Origin of the sequence: Roseibium sp. (assembly GCF_965216085.1) — a bacterium.
Taxonomy (GTDB): Bacteria; Pseudomonadota; Alphaproteobacteria; order Rhizobiales; family Stappiaceae; genus Roseibium.
This window is the reverse complement of sequence record NZ_OZ244138.1, coordinates 2,373,666-2,390,322: the sequence shown is the minus strand read 5'-3', so window position 1 is coordinate 2,390,322 and position 16,657 is coordinate 2,373,666. Positions and strand designations below refer to the sequence as shown.

The following is a 16,657-nucleotide window of genomic DNA, read 5'->3' as shown; positions in this document are numbered from 1 at the left end:
ATCCCCATAACATTCTGATCTATATATTATTTTCTCAAAATAAGCCTGATGGCACAGTCCTTGTTCCTTTGACCTGCAAGTCCATTCAAACGGGAGCAGTCAAATGAATGTCTATGTCGGAAACGTCGAACGGGCTCAAAAATTCGAACCGTTTCAGTTCAAAGCAATCGAAACCAAAGAAGCAATCAGCGTTGTCGGCCTTGGATATGTCGGTGCCGTTTCCCTCGCCTGCCTGAGCAAGTTGGGTCACAAGGTCGTTGGCGTCGATGTTGACAAATCCAAGGTCGAATCCATCGCGTGGGGCCACAGCCCAATCGTTGAAAAAGGTCTTTCTGATCTGCTGACGCAGGGCGTTGCAGACAAGTTGCTATCAGCGACGACAGATCTGGACAGAGCCATTCGGGAGACCGACGTTACTTTTGTCTCTGTTGGAACGCCGACCAACGAAGATGGCGGATGCGATACAAGGGCGATTGAAGCGGTCGCAAAAAGTATCGGCAAATCGCTGCGTTATAAGCCGGACTTTCATGTCGTCGTTCTTCGGTGTTCGGTCCCGCCCGGCACAACACTGAACATCATGAAGCCGGTTATCGAGAAATGGTCCGGCAAACGGGCTGGAGACGGCTTTGGCATCTGCTTCAATCCGGAATTCTTGCGCGAAGGTACAGCGGTCTCTGATTTCCATACCCCGCCGAAAACGGTCATCGGCGTCACTGATGTCAAAACATCCGACATTCTGTCAAAGATCTATGCGCCTGTTGACACCAATCCGATTGTTACGTCCATCGAGGTGGCTGAACTGGTAAAGTATGTCGACAACGTTTGGCACGCCACAAAGGTCTGTTTTGCCAATGAAGTCGGCCGTCTTTGCAAACCGATGGGGATCGACAGTCATGCGGTTATGGACATCTTCGTCCAGGACACCAAACTCAACCTATCCCCCTACTACCTGAAGCCGGGCTTTGCCTTTGGCGGGTCTTGCCTGCCAAAAGAAGTCCGTGCGGTGACCCATCTGGCGCGAGAGCTGGACGTCGATCTTCCTTTGATGGATGCCCTGATGCCTTCGAACGACGAACAGATCGATCAGGCTGTGGATCTCATTCAGCGCACGAAGCCGCAAAAGGTTGCAATCCTGGGTGTCGCCTTCAAACCCGGAACTGACGACCTGCGCGAGAGTCCAGTTCTGGAATTGATTTCAGCACTTCAAAAGGACGGCATTGAAGTCACTGCATATGATCCAGCAATCAAACCTGGACCGCATATCGAAAAACAATTCGATTACATGCGTCATGCCGCCCCGCATTTGAAAGCCGTTGTAGATGCCCTGCCAACCTATTTGGCGGAAACACCGGAAACGGCTTTAGAAACGGCAGATACGATCGTAATCGCTCAAAACCAACCAAAGATAAGGAGTGCCCTAAAATCCAGGCAGAAAGACGCAGTGATCGTGGACTTGGTCCGTATCACGTCAACCGCTCCTGTGTCGTCCTGCTACACCGGCATTGGCTGGTCATAAGAAGCACTCCAGTCCGCTCCTGCTACTGCGCCCCATCGACATAATGCAGGAGCGGACACCAGCAGTAGCTGGACGCAGTGCCTATCCGTCCGGTATTCGCAGTCCCGAATTTGAGTTCGTTTGATCCGTCTACAAATGAACGGGTTTCCTATTTGATCGTTTCCCCAAATCCAGCAACCGCAAGAAACCTTTCCAAGTTCGATCAGGCCAAACCAAAATCAACTTCAGAAGACATGTACTTGTCAGAATTAAATGGCACTGGCCGGAATTATTTGGCACCAGTTGTTTTTTGCCGGGAATATGCGGGACTAAGTGAGATTTGGCGGTATTAACTAACCGAAAAAGCGCTCCACGGGGCAAGTCTGCAATTATTTCTACCGCGAAATTTCCGGATTTATTTCGAAAAATCTTCACGTCGCGCAGGCTTTGTTGCTCATAAACTCATTTCGACGGCCGCAGGAATAGCCAAATTTAATCTCCACCAAGACAGTATCGTCATTCAGGCGCGAGTTCGTACTTGTGTCCTACCCACCGGTTCAATAGTTTTTTGAGAACACGCGCGACAATGCAAGAAATGCAACAAACTTAGGAATGTCGGAAGTCATAATGTCCAAAGTATTTACGACCACCAGAGAGTTGCGCTTCGGCGATTGCGACATCTCCGGAACAGCCTATTTCCCCGCCTATCTTAATATTCTTAATGGCGTGAATGAAGAATTCTGGACGGTAATCGGCTACCCGTGGCACGAGATCATCTGGAAAGAACGGTGGGGCACGCCTACCGTTCACCTGAGCTGTGACTTTTCAAAACCCTCGCTATTTGGTGAGTTGCTAACCTTTGAATTGCGGGTGACAAGGGTCGGCCGCTCGTCAGTGACCTTTGAACATGTGATCAGTTGCGGCGAAGAAAAGCGCTGGAGTAGCAAACAGGTACTCGCCGCCAGCGACTTGGACAAACATACGTCCGTCACCTGGCCCGAAGACGTCCGGAACACATTGCTCTCGTATCTTTAGTTCGCTGGCAGGTTCGCGAACGCTTTGCCATCGCACCGATTTTCTTCTGTCAGTTAATTGGCTGCATTGGTCATTCTTGAACGAACGAGGCAATTGTCGCCAAGGCACCATCAAGAGCGGCGCCATCTTCGTCTTTTAAGGCCACCTCCCGCAGGCGCCGCAACCATTCTGCCGCATCGTCTCTGCCCTGCAATAAGGGTAGAGCACCTAGTACCTTGGCAAACTTTGACTGTCCCCGCTCATGGGTGTCGGAATACCCTTTCACCAGACGCTGCGCGGACAAGACCTCAACGGCAAGATCATAGTCCAACGCTCTGGCGTCATGTGCTGCCTTCAACAGCCGATCAAGATGCGCCTGTTCATGGCAATGGCGCAGAAAACGCCGTCGGTAAGGTTTCAATGAACTGACGAACCACAACAGTCCGAAGCCGATCAAGCCATCGGTTCTGATCCGTCGGCCCTTGTTCACCAAGCCATCGAGCATCCTGAAGGCCTTGGGCGAGTGTTCAATCCAGCCACCCAGACCGGCCGGCAAAGTGCCACAAATTTCTTGCGCCCGGGGATGAAAATACTCGGTCACATGGACGATCTCATCCCGGCTTGCCTCCTGGTCCTTTAACAAACGGTCGTGCCTACTGGCCCGCGTTTTCAAATCCGCCACACGCACAATGTCATCATAACACATTGCGTTTGCGATATATTTGGCGCCGATTGTTGTGAGCCTGAAGCCTTGATCAGCGCTATCCAATCCTTGCAGATCCAAAACGTGCTGCAGATACGCAGCGCCGTAAGCCGTGTCTTGAAAATCAACGACCTTGCGCAATCCTGCTATCGCCATGTCACGACTTTCGGGTGCAACCTGCTCAGCTGTATTCAGCAGCGCATTCCATTCCTCTAATAGCCTAGCGGGTCCTGCCTCACTCTTAACTTCAATTACATCTTCAGTTCGTCCTGCGTTTTCGTCGAACGCCAAAGCACCGCGGAAAGCTGCAAGGCTTTGATCCACCCCGCGCCCGGATGCCATTATCACCTCTTCAAAGAGAGCATTGTCGAAAGGCAATGCACCGCTACGTGCCAATCCGCCGAACAAGCTGGCCGATATCATGCTGCCGGCATTGGTCGCAATTGCCTCCATGTCGAAGCAGACGCTCAACAACGATGCCTTTATGATTTCCTCTTCCACCAATGTGCTGTCGGATCGTCCGTCCCCTGGAACCTGTTTTTCAGCAACAGAGAGAATCCGGTGCGTCGAGGCCACCAATGTTGTTCGATCAGGTGTAACAAAGCCGCGCATCACGGCTCTTCCGGCTTCCATCAATTCGGCAGCGACCAGGACATCCACATCCCCCGGAGAGGGGCTCAGAGCGAACACAGGATCGCGCTCGGTTTTGGGTGCCATTTCAACGTAATAGATGGTCGCTCCGGTGCGCTGAGCAACACCGGCGACGGAGGTCATCTGCACAGCATACCCGCCGCGCGTGGCAAGATCGGAGATCCAATTGGTCAAGACACCGCCGCCCTGCCCGCCAACAGCCAGAACTGCGATCTTGATGATATCAGCAGACGTCTGCCCGCGGTCCGTCATGTCCTCTTTCAATGCCTGCACCATCACGCTGAACCGTTGACAGACACAAGGCGTTTGGCATCGCGACGGCGCTGCAGCCAGCCTATCACAGAAGACCGGACCGACTTTAAGAAGCGGTCCAGCCAGGTCGGATTTTCAATGACATCGGCCTGGTAAAACGAGGGGCACAAGATTGCAGCATCTGCAACTTCGCCGCAGTTTCCACATCCAACACAGTTCTGATCGATGCTGGCAACCGGATCATCCCGCAGCGGGTCATCCAACTCTTTCAACGAGAGTGACGGACAGCCGGAGAGCCGGATACAAGCGTGATCCCCCGTACAGACATCTTCATCAACGCCAAACCGGGTGCGTTTGAGGCGTTTTCCATCCGCAACAGCTTTCAGTCGCAGTGGTTTCTCGCGGCGCTGTCGGTTGAGCATACATTCTGAAGACGCGATGATGACTTTGGGACCGGTTTCTTCAGTGGTCAGGGCTTCTTTTAATGTCGCCTGCATGGTGCCGACATCGTAGGTGCGATCAATCTGTCGAACCCACTTCACACCCATGCCTTCGACTGCATCCTTGATGGGATGTTTGGTCGACTTCGTCTTGTTGTTCGCACGAGATGACAGAATGTCCTGACCACCAGTTGCCGCAGAATAAAAATTGTCGACAATGACAATCACGCCATCGTTGTCATTGAATACGGCATTGCCGATGGATGACGTTAACCCGTTATGCCAGAAGCCCCCGTCCCCCAAAAAGGAAATAGACCGCTTGTCTGCGGCCTTGTCGTTAAAAGCGGACGCTGAGGCAGGCCCAAGTCCATACCCCATCGTCGTTGCGCCCAGGTTGAACGGCGCATTGATGGAAAACAAATGGCAGCCAATGTCGCTGGCAATGTGATGTTCTCCCAATTCCTCTTCGACCAGTTTGGTCGCCGCAAATATCGGCCGCTCCGGACAGCCAACACAAAAGCTTGGCGGTCGCACCGGGACGGTATTTGCAAGCTCAGTAGACGGCGCCAATGCGGGGGCATTGGGGGCTCTAGCAACCGACGGCATGAGGTTAGATGCGGTATCCCGCAAAAATGCCGATATACTGTCGAGCATGACTGTAGCGGTTAATTCACCAGCCTGAGGAAACACTCCTTTGCCGTGCAATTTCGTATTCGAACCTGCTTTGTTCAACGCAGATCGAAGTGCCTGTTCGATGTATTCCGGATACCCCTCCTCAACGACCAGAACGCTGTCCTTGCCTTTGGCAAATTCCAGAAACTCGTCCTCCAGCAATGGATAGGTGACATTGAGGACATAAAGCGGAATATCGGTATCGCCATAAAGATTGCAGAGCCCGAGGCGCTGCAAGGCCCGGACGACAGCATTGTACATGCCACCCTGGCAAACTATGCCAACTTTGCGATCGGAGGGACCGAACATCTCGTTGAGTTTGTTGTCCTTGATAAATTGTAGGGCCGCAGGTAGCCGTTTGGTGACCTTTTCCTGTTCATGCAGGAAAGATGCGGGCGGCAACACTATCCGGTCTATGTCGCGTTTCGGCGCTTCCAAAGCATCCTTGACTGTCATCGCCGGCGCGATGTTGTCCTGTGCTTCAAATTCACCCAACATATGGCACGAGCGAATTCTGACTTGAAGCATCACGGGGCTTTGGGACGCTTCCGACAACCGGAAGCCATCACCGACTGCTTTGACGATTGACGGCAAATTTGGACGAGGATCAAGCAGCCAAATTTGACTTTTCATTGCAAAAGCATGACTGCGCTCCTGCATGATTGAAGACCCTTCGCCGTAATCTTCACCGACAATCACCAGCGCACCACCGGTAACTCCGCCTGACGACAGATTTGCCAAGGCGTCAGATGCCACATTGGTTCCGACTGTCGATTTGAAGGTGACGGCGCCGCGAATTGGATAGTGAACCGAGGCTGCCAAGGTGGCCGCAGCGGTCGCTTCGGAGGCGCTCGCCTCAAAATGCACACCGAGCTCACCCAAAATGTCCTGGGCATCAGCAAGCACGTCCATCAGATGACTGATCGGGGATCCCTGGTACCCGGCAACATACCCAACGCCATTTTCCAACAGGGCTTTTGTTATCGCCAGAATGCCCTCACCGCGAAAGGTTTGGCCAGCACCGATCCTGAGATGTTCTACTTCTTTCGCAAAAGACCGCTCTGCCATACCGCCCCCACATAATATGCAAATGAATATATATTATGGCAAAGCGAAGTCAATTTGGCCTGGTCATTTCCAACTCGATCCAAGTCCTGACCACCTAAAATTTATTCACCCTGATATTGAGCAAAATCTGGTTCAGAGTGTTGAGAAATGCTGTTTTCTTCTTTTTATCTAGCCCGGCAAACAACTCCGCTTCCGCTTTCAACATGTCTGGCCAAATACTCCGGTAAAGCGCCAAGCCGCTTTCTGTTATCGAGACGTGCCGGACACGGCTATCCTGATCGCCGGTTTTCCGGACCACAAGGCCAGACTTTTCCATCTGGTCAAGCGTCCGGCTCATAGTGGACTGCTCGGATACCGCAAAGACAGTGAGCTCATTGACTGTGAGATCACCTTGAGATGCCAAAGCCGCCAGCACGCGCATTTTTGGTGTGGTGATGCCGCGTTCGCTCATCGCTACCTGAGCAGTTTGGTTGTAGCGGTGAACAATTCTGTTCATGAGGTAGGGCGCAAATTCAGTTAATTGGGTGGCAGTCAGCTCATCACTATCGGTTTTTGTCATGGATGTCTTTTCGTTTTCCGCCGGACTTACTGAAGCCAGTGTCTAACAAGTTCCTACCGAAAACCAATTGGAATTATTATCTAAACCCAACGGCGGGTTTGCAATTTATGCGACACATTCCAGCCCGCTATCCGAGAATTGCGGTGGCCTCGATTTCGATCAAAAACTCCGGCATTGCAAGTGCCTGAACCCCTATCAAGGTATTGGCCGCAGGTACAACATCACCATAAAATGCAGCAATTGCAGGCCCCAGTATTTCTAGTTTGTCAGGCGAATACCCGACCACATATGTCCGCAAGCGAACAACATTCGCTGCCGTAGCACCGCTCTGTGCTAAAACCTCGGTCAAATTTGCAAAACACTGGGCAGCTTGTGCCGCCAGGTCACCGGGACCAACGAGATCGCCGTTCGCATCCCATGCCACCTGACCAGATAAATGAAGAAGACGCTCTCCTGTGCTCTCGACAGCATGAGAAAAACCAAACTGCACCGAGTCGTACAAAATTGCTGGATTGACTGCCTTGCGTTCCATTCAACTTCTCCTTCGGTGTGTCAGTCTTTTCGGTTATTCGTAGATCGTTTGCCTGATCTATCAGTTGTTGATCAGGCCCCCAGCTTCCGGGCCAGATTGTAGCCTGACCCTCCACCAAGTCCGGGCCCAGGATGTGTGGAAGCTCCAATGTGATAGAGGTTCGATATTTTCGTTGCGTTGTTGACGGATCCGGAAAAGGGCCGCCAGACAAAGAACTGATCGATCGTGCAAGCGCCGCCATACGGATCACCACCGACCAGGTTGGGATTGATTTCGGCGAGATCCGCTGGCGAATAAGTCCGCCTTGCCAATTTAATTGCAGCGAATTCCTCAATATGCTGTTCAAGGATGGCCTCGACCCTGTCCGCAAAAGCCTCCCGCGTTGCCTCATTCCAAGAGCCATCGGTCTCGATCACACCAGCCGCATCACCTTTGATGAAGCGCGGGGCATCAGGGACCTGTATCCAGAGGATCGCCTTGCCATCAGGACAGCGTGTCGGATCTAGCTGGTGTGGTTGGCCGACACAAATTGTCGGCGTTTGGGGCAGCATACTCCTTTCGGCTTCGTTTGCCGATTTTGAAACGGAATCAATACTATCCGCTAGATGGATCAGGGCAACTTCCCCGAGATCCGGAGATTTCCAATTCGGAACTTTATCGAGCGCAAAATGCATTTGAAAATTGCCCCGACCATGCCGGAATTCCTGAGCCGCATTTTGATCTGCCGGCACGTCTTCGCGCAAGAACCGCTGATAGAGCTGACCGGGCGCAACAGATGCAATCACATCGCCTGCCAGGAGTTTTTCACCGCTGGCTGTAAGGACGCCCACAGCACGGCCATTTTCAACGAGAATACGGTCAACTTCAGTATTGCAACGGATCTCTCCGCCCTTCTCTTCAATCAAAGCCTGAAATGCTTCAGCAGCTTTGCCAGCACCTCCCTTGACGATTGGCGCACCTGCGGCCTCAAGGGCAAAGGCAATCACCTTGCCCATCTGTGCGGAATACGTACTTTCCGGCGTCAGGCCAGTATGCAGAACCCACGGCGACCAAAGGGCCTGAACGTCCGGGCTTTGGTAGCCGCTCTCCAACCAGGCGCGTGCAGGACGTAAAGCTTCGCCAATCCAGGCGACAAGTCCACGAAGCCCTCGTTTCCACGCTTGTCCGGCCATCAAGCGTGCCGTTGGCCAGGCCCACAAAGACCCGCCCAGAATTGTGAACAGAAACGGCGCTTCTTGTTCGATGGAATCTACATCTGCAACATGAACATCACCATCTCCGGGATGAAGTGAGTTGAAGGCAGCTCGGTTCAATTCGCGGTCCATCGTGAGGCGAACGACGTTGCCATTGGGACGGACAACAGCGGTTGGATAATTGGAGTGGCAGAGTTCAAAACCATGCCGCGTCAAATCTTCTGCAAGCGCTGCATAAGCCGGAGAGGTCAGAAACAAAACAAATGTCGCAGCCATTACATCATGATGAAATCCCGGAATTGTGATTTCATCCGTTCGCATACACCCGCCCGGCCGGTCCGATTGTTCCAGCACAAGAACTTTTTTTCCGGAAGCTGTCAGCATCGCCGCAGCGACAAGGGCGTTGATACCCGAACCGACAATGATGTGATCTGGCTGCGCCATATGCCGCTATCCCTTGGGAACGAGCGCCAGTGCCCGGATTGGGCTGCCTGTGCCGTTTTCAATTTTGAGTGGGGCTGCAATCAGGATTGCGCCTTTGGCCGGTACCTTTTTGAGGTTGGCCAACGATGCCAGGCCGAAGCAGTTGTTTTTGTGCAATAGATTGTGCGCTGGATAAGGAGGCTCCATCCCGCCAGCTTGACCGGCATCAGTGCCGATACACTGGGTTCCCCAGCCAACGATGTTCTTTGACAACAGATACTCTATGCAATCAACAGTTGGACCAGGCGAATGAGGCCCCGTCTCATCTGCATTGAGGAACTGAGCTTCATCGTCGACACGGCTGTCCCAATCGGTACGCATCACCACCCATTCACCGGCCTTGATCTCACCGTGTTCAGCCTCCCAGGCTTTCACACCGGCAGCATCCAGAAGAAAATCGGGATTGGCTTTAGACTGTTCAGAGCAGTCAATGACGTTTACCGGCGCCACCAAACGCTGAACATTGAGCGTATCGGTATATCCGTCCGGATAGTCTTTTCCGGTAATCCAGTGATGGGGAGCGTCAAAGTGAGTTCCGGAATGCTCACCAAGCACCATCCAGTTCCACGCAAAGAACGGACCGTCGGAATCGTATTCTGAGATTTTGTTGATCTCCACTTTGGGAGTGGGTTTTGCAAACTCGGGCGGCAATTGAATAATCGGTGTTTCCGGTCCCAAAACACCTGAGCAATCGACAACTTCAACATCACCAGACAGCAGCGCAGCGCCGAGAATTTCTACTGTTTTTGCGGAGCTCATATGGTTTCCTCCCTAGGCTTCGACTACAGAACTTTATTCATTTTCATATTTCTTGCTAGACAAAATTATATGCATTTGCAAATATTCTTTAAGCATAAAGCAAATCGATAGGCACTCGTGACAGACGCAATCATCATCGGATCCGGACACAATTCACTTGTCTGCGCAGCTCATCTGGCGACAAAGGGCTGGAGTGTGGCTGTCTATGAACAAGCTGCAGTACCTGGAGGGGCGATCAAGACCGCTGAATTGACGCTGCCGGGCTTCAGGCACGACTGGGCTGCCATGAACCTGTCTCTGTTTGCAGGCTCTCAATTCTCCAAGACCTATGGAGACGTTCTTTCCAGTCACGGGCTGGACTATGTTCCGGCACAGAACCCGTTTGCAAGCGTCTTTCCGGACGGAAAATGGTTTGGTGTGAGCGCTGACCCGGTGGCGACCGCAGCGCGCGTTGACGATTTTTCGCCTTCAGACGCCCGAGCCTGGAGAGAAATGAGCGCAAGTTTCTTTTCGGATGCTGCGCCGATATTTGATCTTCTTGGCAGCCCGGTGAACAAGCGCTCTATGGCAAAGTTGGCCTTAAAGACGCTGCCGAAACTTGGCATAAACGGTACGCTCGATCTGGCCAGGTTTATGATGATGTCGCCACGTGGCTGGCTCGATGAAACCTTTGAATCAAATCATGTCAAAGCCACTCTTGCCGCTTGGGGCATGCATCTGGACTTTGCACCCGATATCGCCGGAGGTGCCCTATTCCCCTATTTGGAGGCGATGGCCGGACAAGCCTTTGGCATGGTGCTTGGCAAAGGTGGTGCAAATACCGTCACGAACGCGCTGAAAGCCATGATTGATGCAAATGGCGGGACCATAGAATGCGGCGCCAACGTTACTCGCGTTTTGCATGAAAATGGGCAGGCGCGCGGCATCGTACTGGCTGATGGACGTCAAGTGATGGCCAAAAAGGCTGTTATTGCCAATGTTTCGCCTCGCGCGCTCGCACGGCTTGCCGGTGAGACGGGCAACAAGGCCTACGACAAGGGTCTTTCGAAATTCAGGCACGCGCCAGGGACAATGATGATCCATCTGGCGATGGAGGACTTGCCTGACTGGACCGCGGGCCCGGAACTCCGCGATTTCGCCTATGTCCACATCGCACCGTCGATGGACTATATGGCGCGGGCCTATCAGGAAGCGCAAGCAGGCCTTTTGCCAAAGGAACCCGTTATTGTCTGCGGCCAGCCGACGACCGTAGATCCCAGCCGGGCTCCGGAAGGTAAACATGTTCTGTGGCTGCAAGTTCGAATGGCGCCTGGCGAAATTCGCGGCGATGCAGCTGGCGAAATTGCAGCCATGAACTGGCAAGACGCCGCCGAGCCATTTGCCGAACGCGCTTTGGACATCTTAGAGGCCTATGCGCCGGGTACCCGCGCGAAGATCATTGGCAAGCACATTGTCAGCCCGATGGATCTGGAGGCTGACAATCCAAACCTGGTCGGCGGCGACCAGGTGTGCGGCAGCCACCACCTCAATCAGCATTTTCTATTTCGGCCATTTCGCGGACACGCCGACGGCAATACGCCAATCGCCAACCTGCATCACACGGGAGCAGCCGTCTGGCCGGGAGCTGGAACCGGTGCTGGACCGGGCTTTTTGTTAGCGCAAAAACTGGCTGGAAAATGAGTCAGGGAATTTAAAAACAACATTTCTGGGAGGGAACAATGACAACACTTTCAAGGCGCAATTTGCTGAAGGTTTCTGTTGCCGCGATGGCATTGAGCACGGCTGGAATGCCGGTTTGGGCTCAAAATATCGACGAGTTGGTGATAGCCTACAACGTCAATTTGCCGAGCTGGGATCCGACAGTTGGTCCATCGGCGGTCAATCCGACCATCCAAGGCATTTATCAGTCGGTTTTTGACCTGTTTATCGCGCAAAATCCCGACTTGAGTTTTGGTCCTGGCCTGATCACCGAATGGGGCTGGAATGATGACGCAAGCCAGATCTACATGGATGTGCGCGAAGGCGTCACCTGGCATGATGGGTCAGCATTTTCGGCTGAAGATGTTGTCTGGTCCCTGGAACGTGCTGGCAGAGAAGACACCGGCAATCCGATTCAGTTCATCTGGAGCAAGATCGGAAACTTTTCAATCGACGGAAACCGCATCACGGCGGATGTCATTTCCTATGAGCCGACAATCTTCAAATGGATGTCGTTCCTGACTGGCTACGTTTTACCAAAAGCCTATTACGAAAAAGTCGGGGCGGAAGGTTTTGAAGCCGCTCCGATCGGCACAGGCCCCTACATGGTCGATTCCTTTGAGCGCAACGCCTTTGTCCGTCTCAAAGCCAATGAAAACTATTGGGGCGGGAAGCCCGAGTTCGAAACCGTCACCATCAAATTCGTGACCGACGCGGCCAGCCGTGTCGCAGAAATTGAAAGTGGCAACTCACATGTCACGCTGGAAGTTCCGTATGAGGAATTTGACCGGTTGAAGTCTGGGAACGGGATATCCGGTGTGGCCAAGCCCATTTCAGATATCGGCATGATATTCATCAACGATATCGAAGTCATGACCGATCCGAATGTGCGCATGGCTGCGGCTCACGCCATCGATAAACAACTCATCATCGATCGTTTGTTGTCAGGTTATGGCGTGGCCATCGATACGTTGCAAACACCGGATTACGCAGCCTTCGATGCATCGATCAAAGTTCCCTATGACCCGGAAAAATCGAAGGAACTTCTCGCCGCTTCCGGCTATTCGACGGACAATCCAGTCAAGTTCACGATCCAGTCTACCCGGGGGTTCAAACCGAAGGACTATGAAATCATTCAAGCCATTGTCGGCTTGTGGCGCAAGGTCGGTATCGAGGCGGAAATCGAAGTCTACGAGATTGCCAAACATTACGAACTGCGTGCGGCAGACACTTTAGCTCCGGCAGCGTTTTACAACTGGGGCAATTCGGTAGGCGATCCAACCACATCGACCGGTTTTGCAATGTTTGGGCCCTCCCCGCATTCAGTCTGGGACGGAAAGGAAACTTTGGAGATGATCCTTCCGCTCTGGGGAGAGAAGGACGAGGCCAAGCGCATTGAAGGCTGGAAAGCAGTCGACCGGCACATTGCTGAAAACGCAGAAGTCATACCGCTCCTGCAGTATGTCCAGCCAATCCTGCATTCTTCCGGCGTCAAAGTAACACCGCACGCCTCGGGAGCACTGCTTCCGCATCTGATGACCCGCGGATAAAGAAGCCAAATGGTGTGACAAGCCGTGTGTTGAAGCAGGGCTTGTCCGCCAATAGCGACAGACGTTTCATGCTCATTCTCAGACGTACCTTAAAACGCCTGGCGACCACATTTGTCACCCTGCTTGGGGCCGCCGTGATCGTCTTTTTCGTGATCCGGGTGGTCCCAGGCAATCCGATCGCGATGATGCTGCCGCCGGGAGCCTCCGAAGCAGACATTGATCGTTTGAAGTCTCTTTATGGCCTCGACAAATCCATCGTAGAACAGTTCGTGATCTGGATCGGCGGCGTGGTTCAAGGCGATTTTGGCAATTCCATTTCTTTACGCCAACCGGTACTCGATCTGGTCTTGGGCCGCCTTCCCGCCACGCTTGAACTCTCGATCATGGCACTAGTAATTGCCGTGTTCATCGGCGGTGTCTTGGCCCTGACAGGAACGCGTTTCCGCCACAGCAAGGTGGAAGCGGCCATTGATGTCACCAATGGCGTAGCTCTCTCCATTCCAGACTTTCTCTGGGGACTGGTGCTTGTTCTGCTGTTCGGCGTTTTAGTACCCATCTTCCACATTTCCGGCCGTATATCACCGTCATTGGATTTCGATTTCCTGACGTCTTTCTATTTGTTTGAAAGTGTTCTGCGGCTTCGTTTCGACATTTGGGCTGACATTGTCTCACACATGTTCATGCCGGCAGTTGCGCTTGCGATCCCGCTTGCGGCGATCATTGCTCAGCTTTTGAAGCAATCCCTGAAGGAAACCATGCACCTGGATTATGTCACGCTGGCGCGAACCAAAGGGTATGCCGAAAACCACGTCATCACCCGCGAGGCGCTGCCCAATGCCATCCTGCCGACCCTAACGCTTGTCGGTGTGCAATTCACGTTCCTAATCGGAGGTACGGTGATCATCGAACGACTGTTTTCCTATGAAGGTCTTGGAAACATGGCCATCGATGCCGTGATCAACCGGGATCTGCCGCTGATTCAGGGGATTGTCATACTATTCGCCCTCATATTCACGGGTGTGAACCTGATCGTAGATCTGGCTTATGCCTTTTTGAATCCGAGGCTGCGGCATGGCTGAGGCAAATCGAACTGTTCATAGAGGATTGGGTGTACGCCTTTGGCTTTCAGGCGGTTGGTTGCTGCTGGTCGCCGCTGTGGCCATTTTTGCCCCCTGGGTAAGCCCGCAAGATCCACTGGCACAAGACTTGTTCACCTCTCGGCTCCCCCCCTTCTGGGTTTCAGGATCTGAGCCAGGCTTTCCACTCGGGTCCGACAGTCTTGGAAGAGATGTCCTATCCCGCGTCATCTATGGCGCCAGGACAGCCCTGATCGTTGCAATCACCGCCGGAACGCTGACATGCCTCATCGGCTCCGCGCTGGGACTGCTGGCAGGTTATTATCGCGGCTGGGTGGATCTGGTTGTCTCTCGTTTGATCGAAATCTGGATGGCATTCCCGCCAGTTTTGTTCTCGATCTTGCTGATTGCTGTTTTGGGAACAGGACTTTGGTCGATCGTGATCGCCATTGTCGTGATCGACTGGACACGATTTGCCCGTGTCATAAGGGCTGAAACCATGAACCAGTCGGTGATGGATTATGTCGCGTCGGCACAGGTCGCAGGACGCACGCGAATGGGAACATTGCTCGCCGAGATCCTGCCCAATGTGCTGGCAACAATAGTCACCTTGCTCACCTTGGAAATGGGCATCGCTGTCATTGTCGAAGCGATCCTTAGTTTCGTGAACCTGTCGATCTCGACCGATGCACCGACCTGGGGCGGAATGATTTCCGAAGGTCGGATTTCTATTCATCAAGCCTGGTGGGTCTTGGTTGTTCCGCTTGTGGCCCTGTTCCTGACAGTGCTCAGTTTCAGTCAATTAGGCGAGGGTCTGAAAGACCGTTTCGATCCGGTGTTGCGATGAGTGCACTTTTAAAGGTTCGCAATCTGACTGCCCGTTTGCGCCATGGGCCGACAATCCTGCGTTCGGTCAGTTTTGATGTCAATGCGGGTGATGTCCGTGGCCTCGTTGGCGAGAGCGGCGCAGGTAAATCCATGATCGGCAAGGCAATCCTTGGAACACTGCCCCGATCCGTCGAGATCAGCAGCGGCGAAATCTGGCTGGACAGCGAAAACCTGCTTGAATTGTCCAATTCCGAACGGCGTAACCGTATTGGAGCCAAGGCGGCGCTGATCCCGCAAGACCCTCTGACGGCGCTCAATCCTTCGCGCCGTATCGGCCCGCAAATCACCGACCGATTGGTGCAGATCCTGAACTGGAAACGCACTGATGCCGAAATGAGAGCGCGCGAATTGCTAAACGAGGTGCATATCGCCGACCCTGATCGGGTTATGAAGTCGTATCCCCATGAGTTGTCGGGTGGCATGCGTCAACGGATCTTGATTGCCTCAGCTTTTGCTGCAGAACCAAATCTTATTATCGCTGATGAACCGACGACCGCTCTGGATGTGGTGGTTCAAAAACAGATTTTAAAACTGATCAAGGAAATGCAGGGACGACACAACACCGCAATTGTCTTTGTTACACATGACCTTGGTGTGGTTTCAAAAGTCTGCCAAACGCTGACCGTCCTTTATGCGGGCAAGGTTATTGAAGACACGCGCGTTTCTGATTTCTTCAACGGACCTTCCCATCCCTATGCAGCTGCACTTCTGGCAGCAACGCCCAAATATACCGACCCCGACAGCAGCCTTATGCCCGTGCCCCAGTCCGTAACCGACGCGACACGCGCTGAAGTCGACGCATTCGATCGAGGTAAGGTATGAGTGATTTGTTGTTTGATATTCACGATTTGAAATTGTCGCTTCCCGATATGGCTCGAAAACCACTCGTGGGTGCTGCGCCACGCATTGAAATTCTCAAAGGCTTGAGTTTCACCATTCCTCGTGGCGAGATATTGGGAATTGTGGGCGGCTCGGGGTCGGGCAAATCTACCTTAGGGCGCACTCTGCTTCGATTGCTGGAGCCAACAAGCGGTAGCATCCACTTTGCGGGCCAGGACATAACGCATTTGAATGAAGACCAATTACGCCCTATTCGCCAGAAATTTCAAATGATTTTTCAAGACCCGATGTCTTCACTTAATCCCCGTCGAAGGGTTGGTGGTATTATTGCCGGGCCGCTCCGTCTGCACGATATGGACCGGATCAGTGAACGCGTCGACGAAGCTTTGGATCATGTTGGTTTGCCCCGCGATTTCCGCCACCGCTACCCACATGAGCTGTCTGGTGGTCAACGCCAGCGGGTTGGCATCGCCCGCGCGATCGCGCTCAAACCGGAGTTTATTCTAGCTGACGAAATTGTGTCCGGGTTGGATGTCTCCAGCCAGGCACAGGTTCTCAATCTCCTGGCAGATCTCGTGACCGAGCTAGGGCTGACCCTTGCCTTCATCAGTCACGACCTGTCTGTTATCCGTCGGCTCTGCACCCGGATCATCGTCATGCAGCATGGCGAAATCGTTGAAAACGCCGAAACGGCTGCTCTGTTTGATCACCCGGCCAGCGCGTACTCAAAAGAACTCTTAGCTGCAATCCCACTCCCAGATCCAAACCAGGTTTGGGAGTGAAC

The 16,657-nt window shown here is 53.1% G+C and carries 14 protein-coding genes; 8 read left to right on the top strand and 6 right to left on the bottom strand.

Annotation, left to right across the window (positions count from 1 at the left end; all coding sequences use genetic code 11):
- The first annotated feature begins 103 nt into the window (after positions 1-103).
- Together ACOOFE_RS11050 and ACOOFE_RS11045 are read left to right on the top strand one after the other, a co-directional pair.
- Positions 104-1,516: a nucleotide sugar dehydrogenase gene (locus ACOOFE_RS11050; protein WP_420414955.1), complete on the top strand. Its 1,413-nt coding sequence runs from the start codon at positions 104-106 to the stop codon at positions 1,514-1,516.
- Between the two features lie 606 nt (positions 1,517-2,122).
- A complete protein-coding gene (locus tag ACOOFE_RS11045) occupies positions 2,123-2,530 on the top strand; it encodes an acyl-CoA thioesterase (protein WP_141186494.1) in 408 nt (135 codons plus the stop codon).
- Positions 2,531-2,600: 70 nt separating this feature from the next.
- Here ACOOFE_RS11045 and ACOOFE_RS11040 read toward each other — a convergent pair whose 3' ends face one another.
- From ACOOFE_RS11040 to ACOOFE_RS11015, 6 genes are all read right to left on the bottom strand, one after another.
- Positions 2,601-4,115, bottom strand: a complete 1,515-nt coding sequence (locus ACOOFE_RS11040) for an indolepyruvate oxidoreductase subunit beta family protein (protein WP_420414954.1) — start codon at positions 4,113-4,115, stop codon at positions 2,601-2,603.
- Between the two features lie 23 nt (positions 4,116-4,138).
- Positions 4,139-6,295, bottom strand: a complete 2,157-nt coding sequence (locus ACOOFE_RS11035) for a thiamine pyrophosphate-dependent enzyme (RefSeq protein ID WP_420414953.1) — start codon at positions 6,293-6,295, stop codon at positions 4,139-4,141.
- A 94-nt stretch (positions 6,296-6,389) separates the two neighbouring features.
- The gene (locus ACOOFE_RS11030; protein WP_141186491.1) at positions 6,390-6,854 is read right to left on the bottom strand and encodes a MarR family winged helix-turn-helix transcriptional regulator; all 465 of its coding nucleotides are present in this window, start codon (positions 6,852-6,854) and stop codon (positions 6,390-6,392) included.
- A gap of 127 nt (positions 6,855-6,981) precedes the next feature.
- A complete protein-coding gene (locus ACOOFE_RS11025) occupies positions 6,982-7,386 on the bottom strand; it encodes a RidA family protein (RefSeq protein ID WP_420414952.1) in 405 nt (134 codons plus the stop codon).
- Positions 7,387-7,457: 71 nt separating this feature from the next.
- Complete coding sequence (locus tag ACOOFE_RS11020; protein ID WP_420414951.1) at positions 7,458-9,023, bottom strand: phytoene desaturase family protein; 1,566 nt, start codon at positions 9,021-9,023, stop codon at positions 7,458-7,460.
- Between the two features lie 6 nt (positions 9,024-9,029).
- The gene (locus ACOOFE_RS11015) at positions 9,030-9,821 is read right to left on the bottom strand and encodes a cyclase family protein (RefSeq protein ID WP_420414950.1); all 792 of its coding nucleotides are present in this window, start codon (positions 9,819-9,821) and stop codon (positions 9,030-9,032) included.
- A gap of 117 nt (positions 9,822-9,938) precedes the next feature.
- Between ACOOFE_RS11015 and ACOOFE_RS11010 the strand changes: the two genes are divergently transcribed.
- The 6 genes from ACOOFE_RS11010 (at position 9,939) to ACOOFE_RS10985 (ending at position 16,655) form a co-directional block, all read left to right on the top strand.
- The gene (locus tag ACOOFE_RS11010; RefSeq protein WP_420414949.1) at positions 9,939-11,501 is read left to right on the top strand and encodes a phytoene desaturase family protein; all 1,563 of its coding nucleotides are present in this window, start codon (positions 9,939-9,941) and stop codon (positions 11,499-11,501) included.
- 38 nt (positions 11,502-11,539) lie between these two features.
- Positions 11,540-13,069, top strand: coding sequence for an ABC transporter substrate-binding protein (locus ACOOFE_RS11005; protein WP_420414948.1), 1,530 nt, complete (start codon positions 11,540-11,542; stop codon positions 13,067-13,069).
- A 68-nt stretch (positions 13,070-13,137) separates the two neighbouring features.
- A complete protein-coding gene (locus ACOOFE_RS11000; protein ID WP_420414947.1) occupies positions 13,138-14,148 on the top strand; it encodes an ABC transporter permease in 1,011 nt (336 codons plus the stop codon).
- Positions 14,141-14,992 carry an ABC transporter permease gene (locus ACOOFE_RS10995; protein ID WP_420414946.1) on the top strand — a complete coding sequence of 284 codons (852 nt, stop codon included), beginning with the start codon at positions 14,141-14,143 and terminating at the stop codon, positions 14,990-14,992. The genes ACOOFE_RS11000 and ACOOFE_RS10995 overlap by 8 nt, the downstream gene beginning before the upstream one ends.
- Positions 14,989-15,855 carry an ABC transporter ATP-binding protein gene (locus ACOOFE_RS10990; protein WP_420414945.1) on the top strand — a complete coding sequence of 289 codons (867 nt, stop codon included), beginning with the start codon at positions 14,989-14,991 and terminating at the stop codon, positions 15,853-15,855. The genes ACOOFE_RS10995 and ACOOFE_RS10990 overlap by 4 nt, the downstream gene beginning before the upstream one ends.
- On the top strand, positions 15,852-16,655 hold the full coding sequence (locus tag ACOOFE_RS10985; protein WP_420414944.1) for an ATP-binding cassette domain-containing protein: 804 nt from the start codon (positions 15,852-15,854) through the stop codon (positions 16,653-16,655). Before ACOOFE_RS10990 ends, ACOOFE_RS10985 begins: the two co-directional genes overlap by 4 nt.
- Positions 16,656-16,657: the final 2 nt, after the last annotated feature.